Consider the following 19,092-nt stretch of genomic DNA (forward strand, 5'->3'; position numbering starts at 1 on the left):
GGTTCTCCTCGCTCAGCTTTCCTTGAAGGGGAAGCCCAGGGCACGAAGGAGCGCCCGGCCCTCGTCGTCGGTCTTGGCGGACGTCACGATGGTGATGTCCATGCCGCGCTGGCGGTCCACGGTGTCCGGGTCGACCTCGTGGAACATCACCTGCTCGGTCAGCCCGAAGGTGTAGTTGCCATGGCCGTCGAACTGCTTGGGCGACAGGCCGCGGAAGTCGCGGATGCGCGGCAGCGCCAGCGTCAGCAGCCGGTCCAAGAACTCCCACATCCGGTCGCCGCGCAGCGTCACGTGCGCCCCGATCGGCATGCCCGCCCGCAGCTTGAACTGGGCGATGGACTTCTTGGCCCGGTTCACGCTGGGCTTCTGCCCGGTGATCATGGACAGGTCGCGGATGGCGCCCTCGATCAGCTTGGCGTCGCGGGCCGCCTCACCGACGCCCATGTTCACCACGATCTTCACCAGACCGGGGATCTGCATGACGTTGCGGTAGCCGAACTGCTCCTGGAGGGTCTTGGTGATCTCCTCCCGGTAGCGGATCTTCAGCCGCGGCACCGGCCGCTCGGTGATGGTCTCGGTCATCGTCAGATCTCCTTGCCGGTACGGCGCGAGATCCGGACCTTCGTGCCGTCCTCTTTGAACTTGTATCCGACCCGGACCGGCTTGCCGTCCTCGACCAACGCCACATTGCTGACGTGCAGCGGGGCCTCACGGGTGATGACCCCGCCGCCCTTGCCCTGCGGGTCGGCCTTGGTGTGCTTCTTGATGAGGTTGACGCCCTCGACGGTCACCCGCTGACGACGCGGGTCGGCGTGGATCACCTTGCCGATCGCGCCCTTGTCCTTGCCGGCGATGACGATGACCTCATCGCCCTTCTTGATCTTCATCTACAGCACCTCCGGGGCGAGCGAGATGATTCGCATGAACTTCTTCTCGCGCAGCTCCCGACCGACCGGGCCGAAGATGCGGGTGCCCCGCGGGTCGCCACCGTCCTTGATCAGGACGGCGGCGTTCTCGTCGAAGCGGATGTAGGAGCCGTCGGGGCGCCGGCGCTCCTTGCGGGTGCGCACGACGACGGCCTTGACGACGTCCCCCTTCTTCACGCTCGCGCCGGGAAGGGCGTCCTTCACCGTCGCGACGATGATGTCGCCGACTCCCGCGTAGCGCCGACCCGAGCCGCCGAGCACCCGGATGCACAAGATCTCCTTGGCACCCGTGTTGTCGGCGACCTTGAGTCGCGACTCCTGCTGGATCACGTCAACTCCTGTTCGTCACACCGGTTCTCCGCCGCGCGGGCGGAGCCTGGTGGAACCGGTAATTACTTGGCCTTCTCGAGGATCTCGACCACTCGCCACCGCTTGGTGGCCGACAGCGGCCGGGTCTCCATGAGACGGACGCGGTCGCCGATGCCGCACTCGTTCTTCTCGTCGTGCGCCTTGTACTTGCTCGTCCGCCGAATGATCTTGTGGTACTTGCGGTGCTTGACGCGGTCCTCGACCGCCACCACGACGGTCTTGTCCATCTTGTCGCTGACCACAATGCCTTCGGCGACCTTGCGGCTCGGACGCCGCTTGGCGCCCGCAGCGGGGGCCTGCTCACTCATCGCTCTTGTCCTCCTGCGCCGCCGGCTCCTCGGCGATCGTCACGATGCCCAGCTCCCGCTCGCGCATCACCGTGTAGATGCGCGCGATCTCGCGCCTGACCTGGCGCAACCGAGCGTAGTTGTCGAGCTGCCCGGTGGCCGCCTGAAAGCGGAGGTTGAAGAGCTCCTCCTTGGCCTCCTTGAGCTTGGCCACCAGCTGCTCTTCGGGCTCGGTCCGCAGCTCCTGGGCGGTAAGGCCCTTGGCCATCAGGACTCAACCACCTCTCGCTTGACGATCTTGCACTTCATCGGAAGCTTGTGGATCGCACGGGTCAGCGCCTCGCGAGCGACCTCCTCGTTGGGGTAGGAGATCTCGAACATCACGCGGCCGGGCTTGATGTTGGCCACCCACCACTCCGGCGAGCCCTTACCGGAGCCCATGCGGGTCTCGGCCGGCTTCTTGGTCAGCGGACGGTCCGGGAAGATGTTGATCCACACCTTGCCGCCACGCCGGATGTGCCGGGTCATGGCGATACGTGCGGCCTCGATCTGCCGGTTGGTCACGTAGGCGCCCTCAAGGGCCTGGATGCCGAAGTCGCCGAAGACGACCTTGGTCCCGCCCTTGGCCATCCCCTTGCGCTTGGGGTGGTGCTGCTTACGGTACTTGACCTTGCGAGGGATCAGCATGGATCACTCAGCTCCCCTCACCACTGGGAGCGGGCGCCGCCGACTCGGAAGCCGACTGTGCCTGCTGCTCGGAACTCTGCTGCTGGCGCTCGCCGCCGCGGCCCCGGCCACGGCGCTGGCTGCGGCGCTCACCGCGACCGCGGCGCTCACCGCCGGCACCGGCGCGCTGCTGGGCCGCGCGGGCCTCGCGCTCGGCGCGGGTGGTGGGGGCGTCGCCCTTGTAGATCCACACCTTGACGCCGATCCGGCCGAAGGTCGTCCGGGCCTCGTAGAAGCCGTAGTCGATGTCGGCGCGCAGCGTGTGCAGCGGGACCTGACCCTCGCGGTAGAACTCCGAACGGGACATCTCCGCCCCGCCGAGCCGGCCGCTGCACTGCACCTTGATGCCCTTGGCGCCGCTCTTCATCGCCGACTGGATGGCCTTGCGCATCGCGCGGCGGAAGGCCACCCGGCTGGACAGCTGCTCGGCCACGCCCTGGGCCACCAGCTGCGCGTCGATCTCGGGGTTCTTGACCTCGAGGATGTTCAGCTGGACCTGCTTGCCGGTCAGCTTCTCCAGGTCGCCCCGGATCCGGTCGGCCTCGGCGCCGCGCCGGCCGATGACGATGCCCGGCCGGGCGGTGTGGATGTCCACCCGGACGCGGTCGCGGGTGCGCTCGATCTCGACCTTGGAGATGCCGGCCCGCTCCATGCCCTTCTGGAGCATGCGGCGGATGGCGACATCTTCCTTGACGTAGTCCTTGTACAGCTTGTCGGCGTACCACCGGGACTTGAAGTCGGTGGTGATGCCGAGTCGGAACCCGTGCGGGTTGATCTTCTGACCCACTAGCGGGCCCTCCTCTTCCTGCCGCCGTTACCAGACGCCGCGTCCTCGCGGGACTCGACGACCACGGTGATGTGGCTGGTGCGCTTGTTGATCCGGTAGGCCCGGCCCTGAGCGCGCGGCCGGAACCGCTTGAGCGTGGGCCCCTCGTCGACCCACGCCCGGCTCACCACGAGCGTGTCACGGTTGAGCTTGAAGTTGTGCTCGGCGTTGGCGATGGCGCTCGCCAGCACCTTGCCCACCGGCTCGCTCGCAGCCTGGGGGGCGAACCGCAGCACCGTCTGGGCCTCCGCGGCGGGCAGGCCGCGGATGAGGTCCACCACGCGGCGGGCCTTCCTGGGCGTGACGCGGACGTACCGCGCTCGGGCCCTGGCTTCCATCGCTGTTCCCTCTCTCCTACGATCCTGCTGCCGGTCAGCCACGGCGGCTGCGACGTTCTTCCTTGACGTGGCTGCGGAACGTCCGCGTGGGCGCGAACTCACCGAGCTTGTGGCCGACCATGGCCTCGGTGATGAACACCGGGACATGCTTGCGGCCGTCGTGGACGGCGATGGTGTGGCCGATCATCTCCGGGACGATCATCGACCGGCGCGACCACGTCTTGATGACGTTCTTGGTGCCCTTCTCGTTCTGGGCGAGCACCTTCTTCATCAGGTGATCGTCCACGAACGGGCCCTTCTTCAGGCTACGTGGCATGGCCTACTCCTACCGCTTCTTCTTGGTGCGCCGACGAACGATCAGCCGGTCGCTGGCCTTGTTGGCCCGGCGGGTACGGCCTTCCTTCTTGCCCTTGGGGTTCACCGGGTGGCGGCCACCGGAGGTCTTGCCCTCACCACCACCGTGCGGGTGGTCGATCGGGTTCATGGCCACACCGCGGACGGTCGGGCGGCGGCCCTTCCAGCGCATCCGGCCGGCCTTGCCCCAGTTGATGTTGGACTGCTCGGCGTTGCCGACCTCTCCGACGGTGGCCCGGCAGCGCACGTCCACCATCCGCATCTCGCCGGAGGGCATGCGCAGCGTGGCGTACTTGCCCTCCTTGGCCAGCAGCTGGCAGCCCACCCCGGCCGAGCGGGCCAGCTTGGCGCCGCCGCCCGGGCGCAGCTCGATGGCGTGCACCACGGTGCCGGTCGGGATGTTGCGCAGCGGCAGGCAGTTGCCCGGCTTGATGTCGGCGTTCGGCCCGTTCTCCACCCGGTCGCCCTGCTTGAGGCCCTGGGGCGCCAGGATGTAGCGCTTCTCGCCGTCCGCGTAGTGCAGCAGCGCGATGCGCGCGGTGCGGTTGGGGTCGTACTCGATGTGGGCGACCTTCGCCGGGATGCCGTCCTTGTCGGCCCGACGGAAGTCGATCACTCGGTACGCCCGCTTGTGGCCGCCGCCCTGGTGCCGGGTGGTGATGCGACCGTGGTTGTTGCGCCCGCCCTTCTTCGGCAGCGGGCGAAGCAGCGACTTCTCCGGCTCGCGGCGCGTGAGCTCGACGAAGTCGGCCACGCTGGCGCCGCGACGCCCCGGCGTCGTCGGCTTGTACTTACGGATGCCCATCTTTTTCGTTCATCCTCTGTGTCGTCTTCGGCTGCCGGGCCTGTTCTCAGGCCGTCGGGCCGAAGATGTCGATCCGGTCGCCCTCGGCCAGTGCGACGATGGCGCGCTTGGTGTCCTTGCGCTTGCCGTAGCCGAAGCGGGTCCGCTTGCGCTTGCCCTTGCGGTTGATGGTGTTCACGCTGGTCACCTTGACCCCGAACACCTGCTCGACCGCCTGCCTGATCTGGACCTTGTTGGCGTCCGGCCGGACGAGGAAGGTGTACTTGTTCTCGTCCAGCAGGCCGTAGCTCTTCTCCGAGACGACCGGCGCGATGATGATGTCCCGGGGGTCGGCGATCTTGCTCACTGCTCGCCTCCTCCCTTCTTGGTCGCGCGTGCGATGAACGCGTCGTAGGCGGCCTTGGTGAAGACCACGTCGTCGCTCACCATCACGTCGTAGGTGTTGAGCTGGTCCTCGAACAGCAGGTGCACGCTCGGCTCGTTGCGCAGGCTCTTCCAGGTCAGCTCGTCGCCGCGGGCGGTGACCACCAGCACCCGCTTGGCCTGGGTGATCTCGCGCAGCGCCGCCAGCGCCACCTTGGTCTTGGGCACCTCGCCCTCGATCAGGTGGTCGACCACGTGAATGCGGCCGTGGCGGGCGCGGTCGGTCAGGGCGCCGCGCAGCGCGGCGGCCTTCATCTTCTTGGGCGTGCGCTGGGTGTAGTCGCGCGGCTGAGGCCCGTGCACCGTGCCGCCGCCGGCGAACTGCGGGGCGCGCACCGAGCCCTGGCGGGCCCGGCCGGTGCCCTTCTGCCGGTAGGGCTTCTTGCCGCCGCCGCGGACGTCGCCGCGGGTCTTGGTGGCGTGGGTGCCCTGGCGGGCCGCGGCCCACTGGGCCACGACCACCTGGTGGATCAGCGGCACGCTGACCTTGGCGTCGAAGATCTCGGCGGGCAGTTCGACGTCGAGCTTGCTCACTTGCCCGCTCCCTTCACAGCGTCACGGACCAGCACCAGCCCGCCGTTGGGACCGGGGATGGCGCCCTTGATGAGCAGCAGCCCCTTGTCCGGGTCGACGGCGTGGATGGTCAGGTTCTGCACGGTCTTGCGGACGTTGCCCATCCGCCCGGCCATGCGCAGTCCCTTGAACACGCGACCGGGGGTCGCGCAGCCGCCGATCGAGCCCGGCGAACGGTGCTTGCGCTGGGTACCGTGCGAGGCGCCCAGACCGCCGAAACCGTGACGCTTCATGACGCCGGCGGTGCCCTTGCCCTTGGTGGTGCCGGTGACGTCGACCTTCTCGCCGGCCTTGAAGATCTCGACGGTGATCTCCTGGCCGAGGGTGTACTCGGAGGCGTCGTCGGTGCGCACTTCGGTCAGGTAGCGGCGCGGGGTCACGCCGGCCTTCGCAAAGTGCCCCATGCGGGGCTTGTTGACCTTGCGCGGGTTCACCTGGCCGTAGCCGATCTGGACGGCGCTGTATCCGTCTTTCTCGGGCGTACGGATCTGGGTCACGACGCACGGCCCGGCCTGGACGACGGTCACCGGAACGATCCGGCCCTCATCGTCGAAGACCTGGGTCATGCCGAGCTTCTCGCCCAGGACGCCCTTCCTCTTCCTACTCATCGTGGTGCGTCCCTTTAGAGCTTGATCTCGATGTCAACGCCGGCCGGGAGGTCGAGCCGCATCAGCGAGTCGACCGTCTTGGGCGTCGGATCGATGATGTCGATCAGGCGCTTGTGCGTGCGCATCTCGAAGTGCTCGCGCGAGTCCTTGTACTTGTGCGGCGAGCGGATGACGCAGTACACGTTCTTCTCGGTCGGCAGCGGCACCGGGCCCGCGACCTTGGCGCCCGTCCGCGTCACCGTCTCGACGATCTTCTTCGCCGAGGAGTCGATGACCTCATGGTCGTAGGCCTTGAGCCGGATGCGGATCTTCTGTCCCGCCATGGTGGCCTCGGTGTCCTTTGCTTCCTAGTGCGTTTTCCGTGGTCGACCTGCACCCACGGAAACGCGGTGGCGCGGTCCCGTGTGGTTCGGGCTTTTCACCGGAACCCGCCCATGGGGAGCGGGTCCCGCCGATCGCGGTGCGGCGGCCCGGCCTCCGTGCGGCCGGGCCGCCGCTCCGACGGTGGTGTTACTTGATGATCTTGGTGACTCGACCGGCGCCGACGGTCCGACCACCCTCGCGGATGGCGAACTTCAGGCCCTCCTCCATGGCGACCGGCTGGATCAGCTGGACGCGCATCTCGGTGTTGTCGCCCGGCATGACCATCTCGGTGCCCTCCGGCAGGTTGACCACGCCGGTGACGTCGGTGGTCCGGAAGTAGAACTGCGGACGGTAGTTGTTGAAGAAGGGGGTGTGCCGGCCGCCCTCGTCCTTGGACAGGACGTAGACCTGCGCCTCGAACTCGGTGTGCGGGGTGTTGGTGCCCGGCTTGATGACGCACATGCCGCGCTCGACCTCCTCGCGCTTGGTGCCGCGCAGCAGGAGGCCGACGTTGTCGCCCGCCTGGCCCTCGTCGAGGAGCTTGCGGAACATCTCCACGCCGGTGACGGTGGTCTTCAGCGGCTCGTCCTTGATGCCGATGATCTCGACTTCCTCGTTCACCTTGATGACGCCGCGCTCGATGCGGCCGGTGACCACGGTGCCGCGGCCGGTGATCGAGAAGACGTCCTCGATCGGCATCAGGAACGGCTTGTCGGTGTCACGCTGCGGCTCGGGGACGTTCTCGTCCACGGCCTTCATCAGCTCGAGGATGGACTCGGCCCACTTCTCGTCGCCCTGCAGCGCCTGGAAGGCCGACACGCGGATCACCGGCACCTCGTCGCCGGGGAACTCGTACTCGTTGAGCAGCTCGCGGACCTCGAGCTCGACCAGCTCCAGGATCTCCTCGTCGTCGACCATGTCGCACTTGTTCAGGGCGACGACGATGTAGGGCACGCCCACCTGGCGGGCCAGCAGCACGTGCTCCTTGGTCTGCGGCATCGGGCCGTCGGTGGCGGCCACGACCAGGATCGCGCCGTCCATCTGGGCGGCGCCGGTGATCATGTTCTTGATGTAGTCGGCGTGACCGGGGCAGTCCACGTGAGCGTAGTGGCGCGTCTCGGTCTGGTACTCCACGTGCGCGATGGAGATGGTGATACCGCGCTCACGCTCCTCGGGAGCCTTGTCGATGTCCTCGAACGGGGTGAACGGGTTGATGTCCGGGTACTTGTCGTGGAGCACCTTGGTGATCGCCGCGGTAAGCGTGGTCTTACCGTGGTCGATGTGCCCGATGGTGCCGATGTTCACGTGCGGCTTGGTCCGCTCGAACTTGGCCTTCGCCACTGGTGTCTCCTTGTTGCGTCTCGGCCGCAGACGCGACCGGTTGGTTCCGGGTGCACCGGGCGGCGACTGGGTCGCCGCCCGGCCGGTGATCTGGGCTGGGCCCGGGTGCTACTCGCCCCGCGCCTTGGCGATGATCTCCTGCGCGATGTTGCTCGGCACCTCCGCGTAGGAGTCGAACTGCATGGTGAAGACCGCCCGGCCCTGGGTCTTGCTGCGCAGATCACCCACGTAGCCGAACATCTCCGACAGCGGCACGATGGCCTTGACGACCCGCATGCCGGCGCGCTCGTCCATGGACTGGATGTGACCGCGGCGGCTGTTCAGGTCGCCGATCACGTCGCCCATGTTCTCCTCGGGCGTGGTGACCTCGACCGCCATCATCGGCTCCAGCAGCGTCGGTTCCGCCTTGCGGGCGGCTTCCTTGAACGCCATGGAACCGGCGACCTTGAAGGCCATTTCCGAGGAGTCCACCTCGTGGTAGGCACCGTCCTGCAGGGTGACCTTGACCCCCACCATCGGGTACCCGGCGAGCACGCCGAACTCGGCGGCCTCCTGGCAGCCGGCGTCCACCGAGGGGATGAACTCCCGGGGGATGCGGCCGCCGGTGATGTTGTTTTCGAACTCGTAGCCGTCGTTGCCGTCGCCCAGCGGCTCCAGGTCGATGACCACCCGGCCGTACTGGCCCGAGCCACCGGTCTGCTTCTTGTGGGTGTACTCCACGCCGGTGACCTTCTTGGTGATGGTCTCGCGGTAGGCCACCTGCGGGCGGCCCACGTTCGCCTCGACCTTGAACTCGCGCTTCATCCGGTCGACGAGGATCTCCAGGTGGAGCTCGCCCATCCCCCAGATGATGGTCTGGCCGGTGTCGGGGTCGGTACGGACCTGGAAGGAGGGGTCCTCCTCGGCCAGCCGCTGGATGGCGGCGCCCAGCTTCTGCTGGTCGGCCTTGGACTTCGGCTCGATCGCGACGTTGATCACCGGGGCCGGGAAGGTCATCGACTCCAGGACCACCGGGTTCTTCTCGTCGCACAGCGTCTCGCCGGTGGTGGTCTGCTTCAGGCCCATCACCGCGACGATGTCGCCGGCGCCGACCCGCTCGATCTCCTCCCGCTTGTTGGCGTGCATCCGGTAGATCTTGCCGATGCGCTCCTTGCGGTTCTTGACCGAGTTGAGCACCGTGCTGCCGGACTCCAGCACGCCCGAGTAGACGCGCACGAAGGTCAGCTTGCCCAGGTGCGGGTCGCTCATGATCTTGAACGCCAGGGCGGCGAAGGGCTCGTCCTCGCTGGGCTTGCGGGCGATGACCTTCTCCTCATCGTCCATGGCGCTGCCCTCGATGGCCTCGATGTCCAGCGGCGAGGGCAGGTAACGGACGATGGCGTCCAGCAGCGGCTGCACGCCCTTGTTCTTGAAGGCGCTGCCGCACAGCACCGGGGTGACCTTGCCGGCGATGGTCGCCCGCCGGATGGCCGGGTAGAGCTGCTCGACGGTGGGCTCCACGCCCTCCAGGTACAGCTCCATGATCTCGTCGTCGGCCTCGGCGAGCACCTCGACCAGCTTGTCGTGCCACTCGGTGGCGGCGTCGACGTGGCTGTCGGGGATGTCGACCTCGTCGTACATCTCGCCGAGCTTGGCCTCGGGCTTCCAGACCAGGGCCTTCATCTTCACCAGGTCGATGACGCCCTTGAAGTCGGCCTCGGCGCCGACCGGAAGCTGCACCACCAGCGGGGTGGCGTTCAGCCGGTTGGCGATCATGTCGACGCAGCGGTGGAACTCCGCGCCGACCCGGTCCATCTTGTTGACGAAGCAGATCCGCGGCACGTTGTACCGGTCGGCCTGACGCCACACGGTCTCCGACTGCGGCTCCACACCCGCGACACCGTCGAACACCGCGACCGCGCCGTCGAGCACCCGCAGCGACCGCTCCACCTCGACGGTGAAGTCGACGTGGCCGGGGGTGTCGATGATGTTGATGGTGTGCTCGACCTGATCGACCGGCCACCGGCAGGTGACGGCGGCGGAAGTGATGGTGATCCCCCGCTCCTGCTCCTGCTCCATGAAGTCGGTGGTGGCGGAGCCTTCGTGGGTCTCACCGATCTTGTGGCTCATCCCGGTGTAGTACAGGATGCGCTCGGTCGTGGTGGTCTTGCCCGCGTCGATATGGGCCATGATCCCGATGTTGCGGACCTTGGCCAGGTCTACGCCGGTCTTGGTAGCCACTGTGCTCGCGTCCTCGCGTCGTTACTTCGTCGGTCGGTCCGCCGGGATCACCAGCGGTAGTGGGCGAAGGCCTTGTTGGACTCCGCCATCTTGTGCGTGTCCTCGCGCTTCTTGACCGAAGCGCCCAGACCGTTGCTGGCGTCGATGATCTCGTTCATCAGCCGCTCGGTCATGGTCTTCTCACGGCGGGCACGGGCGTACTGCACCAGCCAGCGCAGCGCCAAGGTGGTGCTGCGGGCGGGCCGGACCTCCACCGGCACCTGGTACGTCGCACCGCCGACCCGGCGGCTCTTGACCTCGATGGTCGGCTTGACGTTGTCCAGCGCGCGCTTGAGGGTGACGACCGGGTCGTTGCCGGTCTTCTCCCGGGCGCCTTCCAGAGCGTCGTAGACGATGCGCTGGGCGATGGAGCGCTTGCCGTCCTTGAGCACCTTGTTGATCAGCGCGGTGACCAGCGGCGAGTTGTACACCGGGTCGGGGACGAGCTGGCGCTTGCTAGCGGGGCCCTTGCGCGGCATTACTTCTCCTTCTTCGCGCCGTAGCGGCTGCGCGCCTGCTTGCGGTTGCGCACGCCCTGGGTGTCGAGCGAACCACGGATGATCTTGTAACGGACGCCCGGCAGGTCCTTCACCCGGCCGCCGCGAACCAGCACCATGGAGTGCTCCTGCAGGTTGTGCCCGACTCCCGGGATGTATGCAGTCACTTCGATGCCGCTGGTGAGCCGGACACGGGCGACCTTGCGAAGGGCGGAGTTGGGCTTCTTGGGCGTCGTGGTGTAGACGCGCGTGCAAACACCCCGGCGCTGGGGGCTGCCCTTGAGCGCAGGCGTCTTGTTCTTGGTCACCTTGTCCTGGCGGCCCTTGCGGACAAGCTGCTGGATCGTGGGCACCGCGTCTCCGTCTTCCTCATACCGAGCCGGTAAGTCTTCGAACTGCATGGCCCCCGCTCGGAAAATTCCTTACGAAGGCCGTCATCACCGCCCCTGACGAGGCTGTGACCTGCCGGTTTCCCGGCCTCTCCGACCCACGCGGTCGGGCGTGTCGCCCCTTCCGTTTTCACGTCAAGGCGTAACGCGACCGCCACGGCCCGCTACTGGACCGACAAGCCGGGGAGTGGACTGCGGCGCTAGGACTGGCTCCCATCAGGGCCTTGCCGGCGCGCACGCACATGTGCCCCGTTAGCCACGGGCACGAAGAAAGAGACTACCCAGCCCCGCGGCGTTGGTCAAAGCGAGCATGCCTCTACAACGCCCGCCCCGCCGGCCCCAAAACCCGGGCCCGGCCCTGCGAAAGCCGCACAGGTGAATTCGCTCGCCGTAACGAGCGGGCACCGGTGAAAGTTCCTGTTGGCATTGTGTCCCAGTTGTCCAGATGAGGGAAGAGGCACTTGTGTTGCTGGGACACGCCATGGCCGCCCGGTGCGCCGCCCGCTCAACGGTGCGTCCGCCCGTCGGCCCGCAGAGCACGGGGGCGGACGCCACAACTCACAGAACGAAGGCGATCAGCAGAACCAGCAGGACGACCACTATGCCAACGCCACCGAAGATCAGCAGCTTCTTCTTGCCGCCCTTGCCGCTCTCGGCGGACGATCCGCCGCCATAGGTGGAGGCGCCGTACTGACCCTGGCCCTGAGGCCGGCCGTACTGCTGGCCGTACCCCTGCTGGCCATAGGGCTGCCCCTGCGGACCATAGGGCTGCTGCTCGCCCTGGGGCTGGCCATAGCCTTGCGGGCCGTACTGCTGACCCGCGGGCTGCTGCTGGCCATAGGGCTGCTGAGGGTAGCCCTGCTGGCCGCCCGGAGCCCCGTACGGCTGCTGACCCTGCTGACCGTAGGGCTGCTGGCCGTACGGCTGCTGACCCTGCTGGTCCTGCTGCCAGGAGTGCTGCTCCGGGTAGGCGGGAGCCCGCTGCCCTTCCGCGCCGACGCCCGGGTCGAAGGCCTGGGTGGCTTGCGCGTCGGGGTCGGTGCCCTGAGCGGCGCCGTACCCCTGCCCGCCCTGAGACTGGGCGGCCGCCGGAGGCTCGTAGGGGCGCGGCTCCTCGGAGACCGCACCCGCGTACTGGCCGGGCTCGGGCGGCGGCACCATCACCGTGCGATCACCGGCGCCCTGCTGGGGCGGCTGGGCGGGCGGCTGGGACTGCTGCCAGGACCGCTGCTCGGCGGCGCCGGGAGCGCCCCACTGGTCCACGGACGTGGCCGGCGGGGACTGCGGAGGCTGCCACTGCTCCTGCTGCGGGGCGACGGGACGGTCGTGCGCCGAGGCGACCGGGACGTCGGTGCCCGGAGACCAGGCCACCGTGGCCTGATCCGCCACGGCCGGACGCTCGGGCTGCGGCTGCTGGTCGCCGGCGCCCGGCCCGGGAACGATCAAAGTGCGCTCGCCTCCGCCGGAGGCCGCCGGCGGCTCCTGCGGGCGGTCAAAGGACGGCGGCCGGTACGGGTCCGGCGGGCCGTACTGCTGCTCGGACTGCCCGTAGGGCTGCTGAGGCTGCTGCTGGGGCTGCTGACCGTAAGGCCCCTGCTGCGGCTGGCCGTACGAAGGCTGCTGCTGAGCAGGCTGCTGAGGCTGCCCCGGCCCGCCGTAGGGAGGCTGCTGCCCGTAGGGCTGCTGGGGCTGCTGACCGTAAGGCCCCTGCTGCGGCTGGCCGTACGGAGGCTGCTGAGCGGGCTGCTGAGGCTGCTGAGCACCGATCCCGGCGATCGGCTGCTCGATCATCGTGGGCGGCGCGGGCGGCACGGGCCGCTGCGGTCCCGTCCCGGAAGGGTCCTGGTTCCCCTGGTCGGGGGCGCTCGGCGGCGTGGCGCGGCGTGCGGGCGCGCCGAACACCACCGTGCGATCTCCTATCGGCCGCACCGGCTGCGCGGGCCCGCCCTGGCCGGCCCGCTCCGTCGCCTCGCCTTCCCCGCCGGCGGACGGTTCCTGGTCGTCAGGCGCTGACCACTGCGGTCCCTGCGTGCCGCTGTGCTCGGTCATCGTCGGGCTCCTTCAGCGCCGTTGCCTGGACTGCCCCGCCCAGGTCCATACTGCTGCACTTCGAGGCGCACGGCGCATAACGCGGCCTCCAAGCCTTCCTCGTCCCACGACGGCCTCACGCCATGGGCACTCGATTGTCCAGCGTGCCCGCCCGGCATGCGCCATCGCAAATCACCACGCTTCGATGGTCACCTCGTGGGACGTTCCCCACCCTGCCGAGGTTCGACCGATGCGCGCAGGAACGCCGGTCGCGCCGTGGATTCCGCCGGCCGACGGCCGATCGTCGCCCACCGGCACACCCGTCAGGATACCGATGGCCCGGTGATGAAGCGCCCACGTGCGTCATAGGGCCAGGCGTTGATCACACAGCCTTTGAGACCGAAGATCTGCTGTTGCATCACCGGGGCCGGATGTCCCTTGCGCGGACAGGTGACGTGGCCATGACCCAGCCGGTGGCCGACCTCGTGGTTGATCGCCAACGCCCGGTAAAGCGCGGGCCTGTCCTTGTAATAGGGGGTCAACAGCAGCCAGCGGCGAAGGTTGATCACCACGTCCCTGCCTCCGGCGCAGTTGACCTCGCCTTCGGTGTCCAGGCCGTAGCGGGCGCAGATCTCATCGACCGTGTCGGGAGAGGCCAGGCGCACCACGAAGTCGTAGCGGGAGGAGGAGACCCGTTTGAAGGCCCACTCGCCGCCGGCGGTCCACCCCCGCCGGTGGGCCAGGACGCCGTCCACGATGCGGGCGAACTCCGCCGCCTGCTGGCCGATGCCGTCTTCGACCTCCACCGCGTACCGCAGCAGCCTGCCGCGCCCGACCTTGGGGGTGGAGCCGGGCGCGCGGACGAACCGGCCGGTGCCCCGGCGGGGGACGGTGACGGGAGCGGCGGCCGGCGCGCTGAGGGCCGCCGGGAGCGCGGACTGGCGGACGGTTCCGGCCGCCGGCCCTGTGCTTTCACCGGACGGATAGACCCATGTGAAGGCGGTGACGGCAGCGGTGCTCAGGCACGCGAGCAAAAGCCCCATCAGGAATCCGCCGCCTCGCCTGCGGCGGTAGGCGCCGTGCAGGGCCTGCGGCCAGTCCTCCCCGAACGGGGACCCGCCGCCGGAATGCGGTTCGTACATGTGAGCGGGGTGGTGCCTACGGGCTCGCATAGAGCCGACAGCATGCCGACCCGAAACAACCCTCTAAAGGATCTTTACAGAGAATCACACAGTCCTGGAGATGATCTGCACTCTCGCCATGCCCGGCAGGACGGCCCCGTGCCCGGGGATGGGGAACGCCATACCCCCGGCCGCCGTCTCACCCCTCGCCCCGCAGCACGTCGATGGGCTCCAGCCGGGCGGCCCGCAGTGCCGGATAGGCCCCGGCCAGGAGCCCGATGAGCGCCCCGAACCCGATCCCGGCGAGCGGCAGCCAGGCCGCCAGCACGGGAGTCCAGGACTGCACGGCGGCGACCGCCACGGTGACGACCACCCCGAGGGAGGCGCCGACGATCCCGCCCAACAGCCCGATCGCGGCGGACTCGACCAGGAACTGCACGGCGATCTGCCGCCGCTGGGCGCCCAGGCTGCGGCGCAGGGCGATCTCGCCCCGGCGCTCCATGACCGACACCAACGTGGTGTTGGCGATGCCGAAGCCGCCGACGATCAGGGAGAGCCCGCCGAGCAGGACCAGCATCGCCTGGACGTCGCCGCTGACCCGGGCGCGTACCAGCGCGGGTTCGGGCGGCATCTGGGCCACCAGCGAGTCGGGCGCTTGGGGGGCCAGTGCCGTCGGGGCCTGCCTGGCGATCAGCCTGGCCGCTCCGATCGCGGTGTCGATGTAGACCTTCTCGGGGTGGTCGAGCCCGTACAGGTCACGAGCGGTGCCGTCGGGAAGGATGATCGAGTCGGTCAGCGTGGCCTCCCGGGCGGCGGACTTCAGGATGCCGATCACGGTGAACGCCTCGTCCCCGATGAAGACCGCCGGGCGCAGCGCGGGCTGGGCGATGTTGAGCCGCCGGGCCAGGCCCTGCCCGATCACCGCCACCCTGCTGCGCCGCGCATCGTGGCCGCGGTCGAACCAGCGACCGGCGGCCAGCTCGCCGCGCACGGCGTGGCGCAGTCCCGGGGACGCGGCCAGCACCGGGGTCTGCGGCAGGGCCGCGGCGAGAGGATCCTCCAGTGCCACCGAGCGGATCGGCAAGTCGCCCGTCTCGATCTTGGTGAGGGTGCCGGCCGCGCGCACTCCGTTGAGCCGTTCCAGCCTGGTCTGGGCGTCCCAGGGCAGCACGCCGGCCGGCTCCTCACCCGGCTCGCCGGCGTGGGCGGGCTGGACCACCACCTCGGTGGCGGCCAGTTCGTCGAACCGGGTGACGATGTGGTTGCCGGCGGTGGCGGCCAGTCCGAGCGTGGCGACCAGCGCGGCGATGCCCAGCACGGTGCCGGCGGCGGTGAGCGCCAGCCGGCCGGGCCGGACCAGCAGCCCGGCGGCGACCTCGGCGGCCAGGTCGGCCGGCAGCGGGATGCGCCGCAGGAACCTCATGCGCTCTCCGTGACCTCGGTGACCCTCCCGTCGTCGATGCGCAGCCGGCGCCGGGTCCGCCCGGCCACCACCGGATCGTGGGTGACGACGATCAGGGTCAGCCCCTGGGCGTGCAGCATGTCGAAGATCTCCAGGACCGTCTCGGCGGTGGCGCTGTCGAGGTTTCCGGTGGGTTCGTCGGCCAGCACCAGCGCGGGCTCGGTGACCAGTGCGCGGGCCACCGCGACCCGCTGGCGCTCGCCGCCCGACAGCTTCGTCGGATAAAAGTCCGCACGGGCCGCCAGACCGACCCGCTCCAGCGCCCGCCGCACCCGCTCGGGCCGCTTGCCGCGCGGCACGCCCGCATACATCAGGGCCAGCGCCACGTTCTCGGCGACGGTCCGGTGCGGCAGCAGGTAGAAGGCCTGGAAGACGAACCCGATCAGCTCGGCGCGCAGCCGGGTGCGGGCCCGATCCGACAGGCGGGCGGTGTCCTGTCCCTGGAGCAGGTACCGGCCGCCGGTGGGCCGGTCCAGCAGCCCGAGCAGGTGCAGCAGTGTGGACTTGCCCGAGCCGGAACGCCCGGTGATGGCCACATAGTCGCCCTTGTGGATGGTCAGGTCGGTGGGGCGCAGCGCGTGCACCGGCACCGTCCCCGGGTAGGTGCGGGTCAGCCCCTGCAGTTCCACAACGGGCGTCGCCCGGTCCGTCATCGCTCCGCCACCACCACCTCGTCGCCGGGAGCGAGCCGTCCCTGGACGGAACGCAGCTCGACCAGCCCTTCGGCGGCCAGGCCCGTCTCGACCCGCAGCTCGGTGATCGCGCCGTTCCGGAGCACCCGTACGTAGGTGGCGCCGTCGGCACGGGTGAACAGGGCCGCCTCGGGCACCGCCAGCACCTGTCCGTCGGTCGTCTGGATGGGGATGCGCACCCGGACGTTCAGGTCGCCGCCCGCCTCGCGCAGGTCACCACGAGGCTTGATCCGGACCCGGTACATGCCCGGGGCTGCTCCGGAGGTGCCGGGGCGCTCGGCGATGGAGGTGATGGTGCCGCTCGCCTTGAGTCCGGTCATCGGGTCGTCGATCTCGACGGCACCGCCGACCTTGACCGACCGCCGGTAGGAGGAGGCCAGGTCGACGTCGATGCGGGGGGCGCCGCCGGAGAGAGTCAGCAGTGTGCCGTCGGGGGGCTTGCCGACTTTGGCCTTCACCGTGGTGACGGTCATCGGCAGTTCCTTGACGAACACCAGCTCGGCGCGGGGCACCCGGCTGCCGGTCGTGGCCTCGGCCTCGGCGAGTTCGCGCCGCGCGGCGGCCAGTTCGGCCTCGGCCTCCCGGACCGCCCGCCGCAGCGGCCCGGCGGCGTCCGGGGGCGCCCCGGCGAGTTCGGCCTGGGCGGCGCGGAGCGCCGCCGTGGCCCGGGTGACCCGTTCCCGGGCCGCCTCAAGCCGGGAGCGGTCCTCGGCGGTAGGCCCGGCCGGCTCATACCCGTGCTTGCCGTACCACTTCTCGACGGCGCGTTCGGTGGCGCCGTCGTAGCGGCCGTCGAGGCGGCCCGGGTCGAAGCCGAGCCGGGCCAGGGCGCGTTCGAGCTGCTCGACGTCCTCGCCCTTGTCACCGGGGCCCAGCGTCCGGTACATGGGGCGGGCGCCCTCCAGCAGGAACACCGGGCGGCCGGACACCTCGACGGCGATCGCGCCCTCTTTGAGGGTGGCGTTCTGCTTGGGCACGCGTCCGGTGACGATGAGGGAGCCGGCCGTGGAGGCGTCCCCGCCGAAGGTGGCGTCGGCGACCAGCTCCACCCGCTGGGAAGCGGTGACGTCGCCGCGCGTGACCACGGCGTTGGACAGCACCCGGCGTTCCACCGGCGCGGTGATCAGGGAGGGTTCGGGGGCGCGGGCGGCACGTGCCACGTCGTCCGGCGAGCGGATGAACTGCCCGGCCGCCATGCCGAACGCCCCGCACAGCGTGCAGATCCCCATGACGGCCATCAGCGATCTGCGGCGCGCCGTCATGGCTTCGCCCGCTTTCACCCGCCCTCTTCCAGCTTGCGCAGGTGCTCATCGACCAGCTGGTCCCGCAGCCGCCCCAGCTGCCGGCCGCCGCAGCGGTCATCGGCCACCGCCACCTGGCGCTCGTACTGCTGCAGCTTGGTCAACTCGGCCTGCTGCCGCTCATCCAGCACATCCGCCAGCCGCACCCGCGTCCCCCTGGGCGCCTGGGCCTTGGCGGAGCGGTACAGCTCCCAGAAGGGACGGGCACGCTGCTCCAGCCCGGCCATCAGCTCCTTCCTGGTGGCGGCCTGGAATCCCTCCCTCGCCATGCAGGACGACCAGGTTTTCGTGGCCGACGCCAGGCGGGGGTCGGCGGCGGCTCGGCGTTCGGCCTCTTCCTGCACGCCGCTGAGGTCCCCGCGGACGGTGACCATTCCCGGCGGCGGGCCCAGCTCCTGGCGGGCCTTGCGCTGGCAGTCGGCGAAAGAACCGTCGTAGGCGGTCCGCCTGGCCGGGGAAAGGGAGGCGTAATAGGGGTCGACGGTCCCGTCGGCCGCATCGTCCTGGCCACCGAACATTTCCTCGATCCTGGTGGACAGGCCGAATCCGTCCTGTGCGGGCACCGGTTCCCGGGGGGCGGTGCTCGATCCGCCGCCGGAGAACCCGGGGGGCAGCCGGAAATCGGAGAAGCCGGCCCGGCGCATGCAGTCGATCAGGAATTGAGAGTGATTTCGCTGGTAGTTGGCGACGGCGTTCTTGTCCAGGGAATCGCGACGGGCTTTGGCCAGTGCGGTGCGCTGTTCATCGGTCAGGGAAGTGCTTTTGGCGGAGCCGGGGGCGGCCTCGCCGCCCCCGCACCCCGAGGCCATAGCCATGGCCACGGCGACCGCGGCCAATGACCTCAGCATCGGCATGTGTCAGTAACCCCAGGTGTAGTCCTGTGCATAGCCGTAGTCCACGGCGATGCGGATGGTGGCGGATCTGTCTCCGTTGCGGTCACGCCAGCTGTAGTTGGCGTACGCGCCGGTGGTACACGAGACGCCCTGGGTCGACCAGACGCCCGCGTCGTAGTACCTGGCGTAGGCGCACGATCCGTCCGTGCGCGCATCCAGCACCTTGCCGGCGTAATAGTTGTCGCCGTCGCACGTCGAGGCGTACTGCACCGTCTCGCGGGCGATCAGGTAGCCGTTGGCGTACAGCGACCCGGTGTCGGCCACTCCCTTCCCGCCACACAGCGCCTGCGCGGGCGCGGCGGTGAGCGCGACCGCCCCTGCCGCCGCGACGGCCACGGCCAGCGGGGCGGCGACCATGCCCGCCGGCCGGCCCCGGCCGGTCATCCGGCTCCGTTTGGACATTCCGGTACCTCCCGTCAGTCGGGTTCACGCGGCCCGGCCAGGCCACGCGAACCTGACGGTAGGTAAGGACCGTCGGCGGTGCCCCCGGCGCGAGACGGGGGTCGGGCCC

General features: G+C 69.5%; 25 protein-coding genes. All 25 read right to left on the reverse strand.

The window, feature by feature from the left end:
- Nucleotides 1–12 precede the first annotated feature (12 nt).
- Complete coding sequence (gene rplE / locus TCUR_RS21160) at nucleotides 13–582, reverse strand: 50S ribosomal protein L5 (protein WP_012854619.1); 570 nt, start codon at nucleotides 580–582, stop codon at nucleotides 13–15.
- Nucleotides 583–584: 2 nt separating this feature from the next.
- Nucleotides 585–887: a 50S ribosomal protein L24 gene (gene rplX / locus TCUR_RS21165; protein ID WP_012854620.1), complete on the reverse strand. Its 303-nt coding sequence runs from the start codon at nucleotides 885–887 to the stop codon at nucleotides 585–587.
- Nucleotides 888–1,256: a 50S ribosomal protein L14 gene (gene rplN, locus TCUR_RS21170; RefSeq protein ID WP_012854621.1), complete on the reverse strand. Its 369-nt coding sequence runs from the start codon at nucleotides 1,254–1,256 to the stop codon at nucleotides 888–890.
- A 62-nt stretch (nucleotides 1,257–1,318) separates the two neighbouring features.
- Complete coding sequence (gene rpsQ / locus TCUR_RS21175) at nucleotides 1,319–1,603, reverse strand: 30S ribosomal protein S17 (protein ID WP_012854622.1); 285 nt, start codon at nucleotides 1,601–1,603, stop codon at nucleotides 1,319–1,321.
- Nucleotides 1,596–1,850 carry a 50S ribosomal protein L29 gene (gene rpmC / locus TCUR_RS21180; protein WP_012854623.1) on the reverse strand — a complete coding sequence of 85 codons (255 nt, stop codon included), beginning with the start codon at nucleotides 1,848–1,850 and terminating at the stop codon, nucleotides 1,596–1,598. The genes rpsQ and rpmC overlap by 8 nt, the downstream gene beginning before the upstream one ends.
- Entirely contained in the window at nucleotides 1,850–2,269 is a 420-nt protein-coding gene (rplP, locus tag TCUR_RS21185) for a 50S ribosomal protein L16 (protein ID WP_012854624.1), read from the reverse strand. The genes rpmC and rplP overlap by 1 nt, the downstream gene beginning before the upstream one ends.
- Nucleotides 2,270–2,276: 7 nt before the next feature.
- Complete coding sequence (rpsC, locus tag TCUR_RS21190; RefSeq protein WP_012854625.1) at nucleotides 2,277–3,095, reverse strand: 30S ribosomal protein S3; 819 nt, start codon at nucleotides 3,093–3,095, stop codon at nucleotides 2,277–2,279.
- Nucleotides 3,095–3,472 carry a 50S ribosomal protein L22 gene (rplV, locus tag TCUR_RS21195; protein ID WP_012854626.1) on the reverse strand — a complete coding sequence of 126 codons (378 nt, stop codon included), beginning with the start codon at nucleotides 3,470–3,472 and terminating at the stop codon, nucleotides 3,095–3,097. The genes rpsC and rplV overlap by 1 nt, the downstream gene beginning before the upstream one ends.
- Nucleotides 3,473–3,506: 34 nt before the next feature.
- Nucleotides 3,507–3,788, reverse strand: a complete 282-nt coding sequence (gene rpsS, locus TCUR_RS21200) for a 30S ribosomal protein S19 (protein WP_012854627.1) — start codon at nucleotides 3,786–3,788, stop codon at nucleotides 3,507–3,509.
- A gap of 9 nt (nucleotides 3,789–3,797) precedes the next feature.
- Nucleotides 3,798–4,631 (reverse strand): 50S ribosomal protein L2, encoded by an 834-nt coding sequence (gene rplB / locus TCUR_RS21205; protein WP_012854628.1) that lies wholly within the window; start codon nucleotides 4,629–4,631, stop codon nucleotides 3,798–3,800.
- A 46-nt stretch (nucleotides 4,632–4,677) separates the two neighbouring features.
- Entirely contained in the window at nucleotides 4,678–4,977 is a 300-nt protein-coding gene (gene rplW, locus TCUR_RS21210) for a 50S ribosomal protein L23 (protein WP_012854629.1), read from the reverse strand.
- Nucleotides 4,974–5,588 carry a 50S ribosomal protein L4 gene (gene rplD / locus TCUR_RS21215; protein WP_012854630.1) on the reverse strand — a complete coding sequence of 205 codons (615 nt, stop codon included), beginning with the start codon at nucleotides 5,586–5,588 and terminating at the stop codon, nucleotides 4,974–4,976. Before rplD ends, rplW begins: the two co-directional genes overlap by 4 nt.
- Nucleotides 5,585–6,235 carry a 50S ribosomal protein L3 gene (gene rplC / locus TCUR_RS21220; protein ID WP_012854631.1) on the reverse strand — a complete coding sequence of 217 codons (651 nt, stop codon included), beginning with the start codon at nucleotides 6,233–6,235 and terminating at the stop codon, nucleotides 5,585–5,587. Before rplC ends, rplD begins: the two co-directional genes overlap by 4 nt.
- A gap of 14 nt (nucleotides 6,236–6,249) precedes the next feature.
- The gene (gene rpsJ / locus TCUR_RS21225) at nucleotides 6,250–6,558 is read right to left on the reverse strand and encodes a 30S ribosomal protein S10 (RefSeq protein ID WP_012854632.1); all 309 of its coding nucleotides are present in this window, start codon (nucleotides 6,556–6,558) and stop codon (nucleotides 6,250–6,252) included.
- Nucleotides 6,559–6,745: 187 nt separating this feature from the next.
- Nucleotides 6,746–7,939 (reverse strand): elongation factor Tu, encoded by a 1,194-nt coding sequence (tuf, locus tag TCUR_RS21230; RefSeq protein ID WP_012854633.1) that lies wholly within the window; start codon nucleotides 7,937–7,939, stop codon nucleotides 6,746–6,748.
- A 108-nt stretch (nucleotides 7,940–8,047) separates the two neighbouring features.
- Nucleotides 8,048–10,159: an elongation factor G gene (gene fusA / locus TCUR_RS21235; protein ID WP_012854634.1), complete on the reverse strand. Its 2,112-nt coding sequence runs from the start codon at nucleotides 10,157–10,159 to the stop codon at nucleotides 8,048–8,050.
- 47 nt (nucleotides 10,160–10,206) lie between these two features.
- Entirely contained in the window at nucleotides 10,207–10,677 is a 471-nt protein-coding gene (rpsG, locus tag TCUR_RS21240; RefSeq protein WP_012854635.1) for a 30S ribosomal protein S7, read from the reverse strand.
- The gene (gene rpsL / locus TCUR_RS21245; protein WP_041442600.1) at nucleotides 10,677–11,048 is read right to left on the reverse strand and encodes a 30S ribosomal protein S12; all 372 of its coding nucleotides are present in this window, start codon (nucleotides 11,046–11,048) and stop codon (nucleotides 10,677–10,679) included. Before rpsL ends, rpsG begins: the two co-directional genes overlap by 1 nt.
- 594 nt (nucleotides 11,049–11,642) lie before the next feature.
- Nucleotides 11,643–13,133: a hypothetical protein gene (locus TCUR_RS27365; RefSeq protein WP_012854637.1), complete on the reverse strand. Its 1,491-nt coding sequence runs from the start codon at nucleotides 13,131–13,133 to the stop codon at nucleotides 11,643–11,645.
- Nucleotides 13,134–13,435: 302 nt separating this feature from the next.
- Nucleotides 13,436–14,254 (reverse strand): DUF3152 domain-containing protein, encoded by an 819-nt coding sequence (locus tag TCUR_RS21255; RefSeq protein WP_012854638.1) that lies wholly within the window; start codon nucleotides 14,252–14,254, stop codon nucleotides 13,436–13,438.
- A gap of 178 nt (nucleotides 14,255–14,432) precedes the next feature.
- A complete protein-coding gene (locus TCUR_RS21260) occupies nucleotides 14,433–15,656 on the reverse strand; it encodes an ABC transporter permease (RefSeq protein WP_012854639.1) in 1,224 nt (407 codons plus the stop codon).
- Nucleotides 15,653–16,348, reverse strand: a complete 696-nt coding sequence (locus TCUR_RS21265) for an ABC transporter ATP-binding protein (protein ID WP_012854640.1) — start codon at nucleotides 16,346–16,348, stop codon at nucleotides 15,653–15,655. Before TCUR_RS21265 ends, TCUR_RS21260 begins: the two co-directional genes overlap by 4 nt.
- Nucleotides 16,345–17,667 carry a peptidoglycan-binding protein gene (locus TCUR_RS21270; protein ID WP_012854641.1) on the reverse strand — a complete coding sequence of 441 codons (1,323 nt, stop codon included), beginning with the start codon at nucleotides 17,665–17,667 and terminating at the stop codon, nucleotides 16,345–16,347. Before TCUR_RS21270 ends, TCUR_RS21265 begins: the two co-directional genes overlap by 4 nt.
- Nucleotides 17,664–18,542, reverse strand: coding sequence for a hypothetical protein (locus tag TCUR_RS21275; RefSeq protein ID WP_012854642.1), 879 nt, complete (start codon nucleotides 18,540–18,542; stop codon nucleotides 17,664–17,666). Before TCUR_RS21275 ends, TCUR_RS21270 begins: the two co-directional genes overlap by 4 nt.
- Before the next feature lie 3 nt (nucleotides 18,543–18,545).
- Nucleotides 18,546–18,983, reverse strand: coding sequence for a hypothetical protein (locus TCUR_RS21280; RefSeq protein WP_012854643.1), 438 nt, complete (start codon nucleotides 18,981–18,983; stop codon nucleotides 18,546–18,548).
- Nucleotides 18,984–19,092 lie beyond the last annotated feature (109 nt).

The sequence above is a fragment of the Thermomonospora curvata DSM 43183 genome (genome assembly GCF_000024385.1).
GTDB classification, from domain to species: domain Bacteria; phylum Actinomycetota; class Actinomycetes; order Streptosporangiales; family Streptosporangiaceae; genus Thermomonospora; species Thermomonospora curvata.

Bases quoted from the DNA above. Each gene is read 5' to 3' on its own strand.
- TCUR_RS21265 (WP_012854640.1), bottom strand. From the start codon at position 16,348: ATGACGGACCGGGCGACGCCCGTTGTGGAACTGCAGGGGCTGACCCGC.
- rpmC (WP_012854623.1), bottom strand. From the start codon at position 1,850: ATGGCCAAGGGCCTTACCGCCCAGGAGCTGCGGACCGAGCCCGAAGAG.
- rplB (WP_012854628.1), bottom strand. From the start codon at position 4,631: ATGGGCATCCGTAAGTACAAGCCGACGACGCCGGGGCGTCGCGGCGCC.
- TCUR_RS21255 (WP_012854638.1), bottom strand. From the start codon at position 14,254: ATGTACGAACCGCATTCCGGCGGCGGGTCCCCGTTCGGGGAGGACTGG.
- rplP (WP_012854624.1), bottom strand. From the start codon at position 2,269: ATGCTGATCCCTCGCAAGGTCAAGTACCGTAAGCAGCACCACCCCAAG.
- rpsJ (WP_012854632.1), bottom strand. From the start codon at position 6,558: ATGGCGGGACAGAAGATCCGCATCCGGCTCAAGGCCTACGACCATGAG.
- rpsQ (WP_012854622.1), bottom strand. From the start codon at position 1,603: ATGAGTGAGCAGGCCCCCGCTGCGGGCGCCAAGCGGCGTCCGAGCCGC.
- rplE (WP_012854619.1), bottom strand. From the start codon at position 582: ATGACCGAGACCATCACCGAGCGGCCGGTGCCGCGGCTGAAGATCCGC.
- rpsG (WP_012854635.1), bottom strand. From the start codon at position 10,677: ATGCCGCGCAAGGGCCCCGCTAGCAAGCGCCAGCTCGTCCCCGACCCG.
- rpsS (WP_012854627.1), bottom strand. From the start codon at position 3,788: ATGCCACGTAGCCTGAAGAAGGGCCCGTTCGTGGACGATCACCTGATG.
- TCUR_RS27365 (WP_012854637.1), bottom strand. From the start codon at position 13,133: ATGACCGAGCACAGCGGCACGCAGGGACCGCAGTGGTCAGCGCCTGAC.
- rplV (WP_012854626.1), bottom strand. From the start codon at position 3,472: ATGGAAGCCAGGGCCCGAGCGCGGTACGTCCGCGTCACGCCCAGGAAG.
- TCUR_RS21280 (WP_012854643.1), bottom strand. From the start codon at position 18,983: ATGTCCAAACGGAGCCGGATGACCGGCCGGGGCCGGCCGGCGGGCATG.
- rplX (WP_012854620.1), bottom strand. From the start codon at position 887: ATGAAGATCAAGAAGGGCGATGAGGTCATCGTCATCGCCGGCAAGGAC.
- TCUR_RS21275 (WP_012854642.1), bottom strand. From the start codon at position 18,542: ATGCCGATGCTGAGGTCATTGGCCGCGGTCGCCGTGGCCATGGCTATG.
- TCUR_RS21260 (WP_012854639.1), bottom strand. From the start codon at position 15,656: ATGAGGTTCCTGCGGCGCATCCCGCTGCCGGCCGACCTGGCCGCCGAG.
- rplC (WP_012854631.1), bottom strand. From the start codon at position 6,235: ATGAGTAGGAAGAGGAAGGGCGTCCTGGGCGAGAAGCTCGGCATGACC.